8 protein-coding genes are annotated in these 7,918 nt (G+C 67.2%); 6 read left to right on the top strand and 2 right to left on the bottom strand.

Annotated features, from left to right (window positions below; genetic code table 11):
* Positions 1-303 (top strand): phosphodiester glycosidase family protein (locus AC5RW2_RS38955; protein WP_494075186.1); only part of this gene is annotated, 303 nt, incomplete at its 5' end.
* Between the two features lie 169 nt (positions 304-472).
* On the opposite strand, the gene AC5RW2_RS38960 is transcribed toward AC5RW2_RS38955, so the two are convergent.
* A complete protein-coding gene (locus tag AC5RW2_RS38960; protein ID WP_494031540.1) occupies positions 473-658 on the bottom strand; it encodes a PspC domain-containing protein in 186 nt (61 codons plus the stop codon).
* A gap of 138 nt (positions 659-796) precedes the next feature.
* Between AC5RW2_RS38960 and AC5RW2_RS38965 the strand changes: the two genes are divergently transcribed.
* Positions 797-1,495, top strand: a complete 699-nt coding sequence (locus AC5RW2_RS38965) for a FadR/GntR family transcriptional regulator (protein WP_494031541.1) — start codon at positions 797-799, stop codon at positions 1,493-1,495.
* Positions 1,492-2,697 carry a CynX/NimT family MFS transporter gene (locus tag AC5RW2_RS38970; protein WP_494031542.1) on the top strand — a complete coding sequence of 402 codons (1,206 nt, stop codon included), beginning with the start codon at positions 1,492-1,494 and terminating at the stop codon, positions 2,695-2,697. Before AC5RW2_RS38965 ends, AC5RW2_RS38970 begins: the two co-directional genes overlap by 4 nt.
* Before the next feature lie 7 nt (positions 2,698-2,704).
* Here AC5RW2_RS38970 and AC5RW2_RS38975 read toward each other — a convergent pair whose 3' ends face one another.
* On the bottom strand, positions 2,705-4,258 hold the full coding sequence (locus tag AC5RW2_RS38975) for a PucR family transcriptional regulator (RefSeq protein ID WP_494031543.1): 1,554 nt from the start codon (positions 4,256-4,258) through the stop codon (positions 2,705-2,707).
* 107 nt (positions 4,259-4,365) lie between these two features.
* Here AC5RW2_RS38975 and AC5RW2_RS38980 point away from each other — a divergent pair, with 107 nt between their 5' ends.
* The 3 genes from AC5RW2_RS38980 to AC5RW2_RS38990 all read left to right on the top strand — a co-directional run.
* Positions 4,366-5,895, top strand: a complete 1,530-nt coding sequence (locus AC5RW2_RS38980; protein ID WP_494031544.1) for a purine-cytosine permease family protein — start codon at positions 4,366-4,368, stop codon at positions 5,893-5,895.
* A 28-nt stretch (positions 5,896-5,923) separates the two neighbouring features.
* Positions 5,924-7,183 carry an aminopeptidase P family protein gene (locus AC5RW2_RS38985; protein WP_494075187.1) on the top strand — a complete coding sequence of 420 codons (1,260 nt, stop codon included), beginning with the start codon at positions 5,924-5,926 and terminating at the stop codon, positions 7,181-7,183.
* A 97-nt stretch (positions 7,184-7,280) separates the two neighbouring features.
* On the top strand, positions 7,281-7,918 hold a 638-nt coding region (locus AC5RW2_RS38990), incomplete at its 3' end, for an IclR family transcriptional regulator (protein ID WP_494075188.1).

Here is a 7,918-nt window from a genome sequence, read left to right on the forward strand (position 1 = left end):
AATCCGGGCAACTTCTACGGCTGGGCCCACAAGCGAAACCCGCGCACGATCGCCGGCATCGATGCCGCCGGGCGGCTGCTGCTGGTGACCGCGGACGGCCGGCAGACCTCCGCGCTGGGGCTCAGTCTGCAGGAAGCGGCGCAGGTGGCCGAATCGCTGGGTATGGTGGAGGCCATCAACCTCGACGGCGGCGGATCCACCACCATGGTGGTGGACGGCTCGGTGGTCAATGTTCCGTCGAACGCCGGCGGAACCGAGCGGGCCGTGGGGGATGCACTGGTGGTGCTGCCGGGGCGGAAGTAAGTTCCGTAGTCGTGCAGCCTGGCGCCTTATATCCCGGACAGGGCTGCGGGTAACTTGCGGCCCTGTCCGGTGCGCTTGTCGCCGGTGGCCATGTCCATCACATAGGTTTTCCAGAATCCGGACGCGGGGCACTGCGGCGAGGGTACAGTCCTCGACGTTGATGACTTCGTCAGGCCGGCGCCTTGGGGATCATGATCCACAGCGCGATGTAGACCAGTTCTCCGATACCGACCAATCCGAAAATGATGAATGCGAGGCGAACGAGTAGCTTCGGAATGCCGAAACGGGTCGCAAGGGCGGCACAGACCCCGGCGATCAGCTTGCCTTTCCGAGGGCGAACCAATGCAGCAGCCATGCCGACAGTCTACTGACTGACGGACGTTCCCGACCAGCACTTCGGGCAGCACCCGAGGACCAGGTTATTGTCCAAACCGCCATCTCCAAGGTAACGTCCAAATGTCCTACATTTGCCGCTTACCCTTGGAAGACTCAGATGCAGCTCACCCGACCCGCGCGGAACGTTCCGCTGGCCCAGCAGGTAGCCGACCAGCTGAAGGACCTGATCGCCTCCGGCACCTGGCCGGTCGGTGAAAAGATTCCGGCCGAGAACCAGCTCAGCGCGGACCTGGGCATCAGCCGCAACAGCGTCCGGGAGGCACTGCGGTCGCTGGTGCATGCCGGCCTGCTGGAAGCCCGTGCGGGGGACGGCACCTATGTGCGGGCCAGCTGCGAACTGGGCGTGAGCCTGCACCGCCGCGTCGGCGCCGGGAATCCGCGGGACGCCTACGAGGTGCGCTCGCTGCTGGAGCAGCGGGGCGCCGGCCTGGCCGCCGAGCGGGCCACCGCAGAACAGATCGCGGACATGCAGGAGATCCTGCGCCGGCGCGACGCGGCCCGGGACCGCCGGGACGACGCGGGCTACGTCGCCGAAGATTTCGCGTTCCATGCCGCCGTGGTCGCCGCCAGCGGCAATGCGCTGTTGACCGAACTGTACGCGCATCTGCACGAAGCGGTGATGGCCGGCATCTCCCGTACCCTCGTCTCCAATCCCGATGCTCCGCTGGAAACCAGGCACCACGAGTTGCTGGCTGCAATTGGGCAGCGCCGGTCCAGGGAGGCGGAGGAGATTGCCGCAGCCCTGGTGGAAGAGGCGCGGGTGCTGGATCTGCGGACCGGACAGGAGCAGGCATGACCACCACAACAAACCAGCAGGCAGTTTCGCAGCGGAGCGCCCGCCTGGGCCTGGCCTTCATCGGCGTGCTGCTCATTGCCGTCAACCTGCGCGTCTCCTTTGTCAGCGTCGGACCGCTGCTCGGCGGGATCCGGCAGGATCTGGGCCTCAGCGGAGCCGCGGCCGGGCTGCTGACCAGCCTGCCGCTGATGAGCTTTGCGCTGTTCTCGCCGCTGGCGCCCGCTGCGGCACGGTGGCTCGGCCTGGAGCGCACCCTCTGGGCTGCGCTCGCAGTACTTGCCGGCGGCATCGGGCTGCGCTCCGCCGAGGTCCCGGGCGGACTGTGGACCGGCACCGCGCTGCTGGGTGTGGCCATCGCGTTCCTGAACGTCCTGCTGCCATCGCTGGTCAAGCGGGACTTTCCGCAGCGGGCCGGCTCGATCACCGGCCTCTACTTTTCCGTCACCAGCGTCGTGGCGGCGTTCGGCGCGGGCTTCGTGGTGCCGATCGCCGGCGCCGAGCCGGCCGGCTGGCGGCTGGCGCTGGGCATCTGGGCCGGGCTGGCGGTGCTTGCACTCGCCTGGTTCCTGCCGAAACTGAGGTGGCGGACGACGTCGGAAGCCTCCCCGGCTGCGGAAGCACCGGCGTCGTTCCGGTCGCCGTGGACCTCCGCCTTGGGCTGGCAGGTGACTATCTTCATGGGGCTTCAGTCTGTGGCTTTCTTTGTCATCGGCACCTGGCTGCCCAGCATCGAGGCCAGCCACGGCGTCGATGCGGTGACCAGCGGCTGGAACATGTTCTGGTTCCAGATCTGCGGCGTGGCCGGGAACCTGGGCGCCACCGCGCTGCTGCACCGACTGCCGGACCAGCGGCCGGTGGCAGTGATCGGAGGCCTGTTCGCCGCCACAGCCTACCTGGGCCTGGTGCTGGCCCCGCAGCTGTCCCTGGTCTGGACGGTGCTGCTGGCACTGGCCTGCGGCTCCATGATCGTGCTGGCCCTGACGCTGTTCAGCCTGCGCACCCGGCACCATCAGCAGGCCGCGGCACTGTCCGGCATGGCCCAGTCCGTCGGCTATGCGATGGCGGCGGCCGGCCCGATCGCCTTCGGTGCGCTGTACGACCTCACCGGGGACTGGGCACTGCCGCTGAGCCTCACCGCGGTCCTCATGGTGGCGATGGGCTTCTTCGGCGTCCTGGCCGGCCGGCACAAGTACATCGACTGACCCCGGCTCAGGTGCTCCGCCACGTCGGGCCATAGCTGCCGCGGCGTCCCAGCCGCACCGCCATATGCAGCCCCGCCAGCCTTTCCGTGCCCCTCGGATCTCCGCCCACCAGCTCGAAGATCCGCTGCAGCCGGTTGTGCATGGACTGCCGTTCCAGATGGAGCGTCCGCGCGCTTTCTGCCGTATTGCAGCCTGAGGCCAACCACACGTCCAGCGTCTCCGCCAGCCGCGACCCCTTCGTGGCGTCATGCTCCAGCAATTCGCTGACCTGTTCCTGGACGAAGTTGCGCACCGCCGTCTCGCTCAGCTGCCGGGCCGCCAGTCGTTCCAGTGCCAGCGCTTCCGCGTCCAGCACCGCTCCGGGCTTCAGCTCCCCGCGGGCCAAATCGAAGGTCAGCTGCGCCTCGGAAAGGGACTGGGCAGCAAGCCCAATACCCGGCGCCACCGGGCCGACAGCACAGGCGAGGGCGGAACCCGCGGGCGCCTCGGACAGTTCGGCCAGCAGCTCCGCCCTCGAGGTGCTGGTCCCGGATTCCGGGAGGCTGACCAGGGCCACCAGCTCGTGGTGGCTGACATAGGTCACGACGTGCCGGGCCCGCCTGCGAAGGAGCTGCTCCACCGCGCCGGCCCGCAGCGAGGCATCGAGCATCCGGCCGGCCACCACCACCACCGGGCGCTTGGGATCGATCCCGGCGGCCCCGCACAGCTGCAGGAGCCGCTCTCCATGGGCTCCGCCGATCACCGCGCGCAGCAGCTCGGCGCCTGCCACCTCCCTGAGGCTGGGCTGCTGGCGCTTGAGCAGGGCCAAGGAGAGGATGTCCACCGCGCGCTCGGCCACCACCCGGGCCAGCGTCGCGTCGCCGTCGGGTCCCAGCTCCAGCCGGAGGGTCGCTGTGACGATGCCGCGTACGCTGACGTCGAAATCCAAGGTGCGTGCCGGCGTCGTGCCTTCATCGCCGTCTCCTTCGCGGCCGTCCCCTTCCGCGGCCGGCGCCGGCGGCGCACTGGAGGCGAAGATTTCGCCGGAGGGGTCGATCAGCGACGCCGCCGCAGGCACATCGGCCGCCAGGAGCCCCAGCAGCTCGTCGAGCCCGCCGCCGTGGGCCAGCTCCGCGGCCATCGTGTGGGAAAGGGTATCCGCGCGCTGGAGCACTGCCACGGATTCGTTGACCAGCAGGCTGTTGATCGCCTCCGCCACTCCGACGAAAGGGACGACGGCGCGCAGTTCGATCAGCGGAAGGCCCGCCTCATCCGCGGCGCGCACGACGTCGGCGGGCAACGCGGGCAGCGGTCCGCCGGTTTCGATGGCCAGGGCCGCGACGCCGCGTTCGGCCAGTTCGGTCACGTAGTGTCGGCGCTGCTGCGGCTCCGTGTGGGCCAGCGCTGTGCCTCCGGTGAGCAGCAGCTCGCCTCCGCGGAGCAGTGGAGCGATGTCCAGCACCTCGCTCGAATGGACCCACCGGACCTGCGCCGACCCGGCGGCCGATGACCCTGCCCGCAGTACCGGGGCTGCAGCTTGCAAAGCCGGGTGATCGAAGATGCGGGTCAAGGGCAGGGGCATGACGATCCGTCCAATCAGCGGGGAAATAACTCGACACAGCGTCTATTGTTGGCGGTGACGCAGACCACATAGCCTATCAGTATCGCTAAACCACTGGAGGTTTTCCCATGAACGCAGAAGTTCCTGCGGCATCCGGACATACGGCAACGACGCCGTCCACGGATGATTATGAACAGCAACTCCAGCCCATCCCCGAGTCAGGGCGCACGCGTAGTGTTGCCGGTCAGTTCTGGATCTGGGCCGGCGCCAATCTGGCCCCGATTAACTGGGTGCTGGGCGCCCTGGGCATCCACCTGGGCCTCGGTTTCGCCGATACGGTGACCGTCCTGGTTGCAGGCAACCTGATCGGCATGATCCTCTTCGGTTTCTTCGTCCTGATCGGCCAGCGCACCGGTGCCACCGGCATGGTGCTGGCGCGCGCGGCGTTCGGGCGGCGCGGCAATTACCTTCCAGCCGCCATCCAGGCCACCCTGGGCATCGGCTGGTGCGCCGTCAACACCTGGATCATCCTGGACCTGGTCATGGCACTGCTGGGCAGCATCGGCTGGGTCGATCCCGCGCAGCCGAACTACGTGGCGAAGATCGCCGTGGCCGCCATCATTATGGTCGCGCAGGTCATCATTGCCTTCTTCGGATACAAGGCCATCGCCGCCTTCGAGAAGTGGACCGTCCCGCCGACCATCGCCGTTCTGGTGGCCATGTCCGCCGTCGCCTGGTTCGGGATGGACATCGACTGGGGCTACGCCGGACCTGTCGGCGAAATCCTCACCGGCGGCGAACGGATCGCGGCCATGAGTGCCGTGATGACCGCCATTGGAATCGGCTGGGGCATCACCTGGTTCACCTACGCCGCAGACTACTCCCGCTTCGTGAGTGTCCAGGTGCCGCGCCGCAAGGTGTATCTGGCGTCCGTGCTGGGCCAGTTCATCCCGGTAATCTGGCTGGGCATCCTCGGTGCCAGCCTCGCCACCAAGAGCGGGTCGATCGACCCTGGCCAGCTGATCGTGGAGAACTACGGTGTCCTGGCGATCCCGGTCCTGCTGATGGTGCTGCACGGTCCCATCGCCACCAACATCCTGAACATCTACACCTTCTCCGTCGCCGCCCAGGCGCTGGATGTCAAGCTCAACCGCCGCGCCCTGAACCTGATCGTGGGTGTCTTCGCACTCGCCGCAGTGGTCTTCTTCATCTACCAGGAGGACTTCGCCTCCGTGCTGGATGCCTGGCTGATCGGCCTGGTGGCCTGGGTCGCCTCCTGGGGCGGCATCATGCTGGTGCACTACTACTGGCTGGAGCGGCGCAACCCGCTGCCGGTCAACCGCCTGTTCGATCCGGTCGGCACCACCCGGCTGCCCGGCGTGAACTGGGCCGGCGTGACCGCTCTGCTGGGCGGCATCTTCACCACTTGGCTGTTCATGTACGGCCTGCTGCCGGTGATGCAGGGACCGTTCGCGGTGGCCATGGGCGGCCTGGACCTGTCCTGGCTGGCCGGCGGCCTGACCAGCGCCTCGCTCTACGCCGTGCTCGGCCCCAGAGTGCACCGGCGGTTCACGCCGAACCTGGAGCCGGCGCCGCACGCCGAAACCTCCGATCCTTCAACCACCCTTCTGACTACATCCGAACCCGCTTCGTCCTGAAGCAACCCACCTCATTCAAAGGAGAATCATGTCCCTGACCACTGACGCCCGCAATGCCACGAATGTTTCGGAGCTGGAGCGCCTCAAGGTCCTGCACAACGGCCAGAAGCAGCAGCTGACCTTCTCCGACGCCGAGTTCGAACGCCGCCTGGCCGGCCTGCGCCAGATCATGGCCGCCAAGGAACTCGACGCGGTCATCCTGACCAGCTACCACGGCATCAAGTACTACTCCGACTTCCTGTACACCACGTTCGGCCGCAACTACGCCCTGGTCGTCACCGCCGAGGACTCGGTCACGGTCACCGCGAACATCGACGCCGGCATGCCGTGGCGCACCAGCTACGGCGAGAACATCGTCTACACCGACTGGAAGCGCGACAACTTCTACTTCGGCCTGCAGGAGGCCCTGCGCCAGCGCGGCATCAAGGCCCGCCGCCTCGGCGTCGAGGACGACGCCCTGCCGGTGCTGACCCGCCAGCGCATCCAGGCCGCGTTCGAGACCGCCGAACTCCTCGACGTCTCCCAGGACGCCATGCGCCAGCGCATGATCAAGTCCGCCGAGGAGATCGAGGTCATCAAGCACGGCGCCCGGATCGGGGACCTGGGCGGGGAGGCCATCAAGGCCGCCATCCGCGAGGGCATCACCGAATACGAGGTCGCCCTGATCGGCACCGAGGCCATGGTCCACGAAATCGCCCGCACCTTCCCGCACCGCGAAGTCCGCGACACCTGGGTCTGGTTCCAGTCCGGCATCAACACCGACGGCGCGCACAACTGGGCCACCACCCGCAGGCTGCAGCGCGGGGACATCCTGTCGCTGAACTGCTTCCCGATGACCTCCGGCTACTACACCGCCCTGGAGCGCACCATGTTCCTGGGCCAGCCGGACGAGGAGAGCCTGCGCCTGTGGAACATCAACGTCGAGGTCCACCGCCGCGGCCTGGAACTGATCAAGCCCGGCGCCGTGTGCAAGGACATCGCCGCGGAACTGAACGAGATCTACATCTCCCACGGCCTGCTCCCGAACCGCACGTTCGGCTACGGCCACTCCTTCGGCGTGCTTTCCCACTACTACGGCCGCGAAGCCGGCCTGGAACTGCGCGAGGACATCGACACCGTGCTCGAGCCGGGCATGGTCGTCTCGATGGAACCGATGATCACCGTCCTGGACGGTGCGCCCGGCGCCGGCGGCTACCGCGAGCACGACATCCTGGTGGTCGGCGAAACCGGCGCCGAAAACATCACCAAGTTCGGCTTCGGCCCCGAACACAACATCATCGACGCCTAAAGAGTCGGGCACCACGCCCAGACTGACGGATGCAGAATGCGGCGCCACTTCCAGTGGCGCCGCATTCTGCATCCAGATAGGCAACAATAGGAACGCTATGACACCCACAGCGAGCAACAAAGATTCCGATTCCAGCACCCAGCCGGAGGCCAAAGGCGCCTCCGTAATCTCCAACGTCTTTGCCGTGCTTCGCTGCTTTAGCGTGGAGGAGCCCCTGCTGGGCGTTACCGAGATCGCCTCGCGGGTCGGCCTGCACAAGAGCACCGTTTCCAGGATCCTGGCAACGTTGGAGCAGGAAGATGTGGTGGAGCGCGACGAGGTTTCCCGGCGCTTCCGGCTTGGCATGGGCATCATCGCTGTGGCGGGCCCGCTGCTTGCCGACCTGGATGTCCGCCGGATCGCCTACCCCGTCCTGCGCGAGCTCGCCGAGCGCACGCGTGAAACTGCTTCCCTGCTGGTATGGACGGGGTCCGAGGCCGTATCCGTGGAACAGATTCCCAGCAAGCACCAGATCAAGCACACTTCGGATTTGGGCACCCGCTATCCGCAGGCCCTCAGCGCTTCGGTGCAGGTGTTCCTCGCTTCGGAGGGAGCTGAGCGTGCCAAGGCACTGCTGCAAAGCAGTGTGATCACTTATCCGGCGTGGAGACCACGTTCGTCGACTCCAACGACCCGGCCGACTTCGCCGCGGCCATCGGGGAGAACACCAAGGCCGTCTACACCGAGATCGTGGCC

The organism is Arthrobacter sp. B0316-1-20 (genome assembly GCF_059091865.1).

Coding starts and splice junctions, on each gene's coding strand:
- AC5RW2_RS38960 (WP_494031540.1), bottom strand. CDS start 658: ATGGCTGCTGCATTGGTTCGCCCTCGGAAAGGCAAGCTGATCGCCGGG.
- AC5RW2_RS38965 (WP_494031541.1), top strand. CDS start 797: ATGCAGCTCACCCGACCCGCGCGGAACGTTCCGCTGGCCCAGCAGGTA.
- AC5RW2_RS38970 (WP_494031542.1), top strand. CDS start 1,492: ATGACCACCACAACAAACCAGCAGGCAGTTTCGCAGCGGAGCGCCCGC.
- AC5RW2_RS38975 (WP_494031543.1), bottom strand. CDS start 4,258: ATGCCCCTGCCCTTGACCCGCATCTTCGATCACCCGGCTTTGCAAGCT.
- AC5RW2_RS38980 (WP_494031544.1), top strand. CDS start 4,366: ATGAACGCAGAAGTTCCTGCGGCATCCGGACATACGGCAACGACGCCG.
- AC5RW2_RS38985 (WP_494075187.1), top strand. CDS start 5,924: ATGTCCCTGACCACTGACGCCCGCAATGCCACGAATGTTTCGGAGCTG.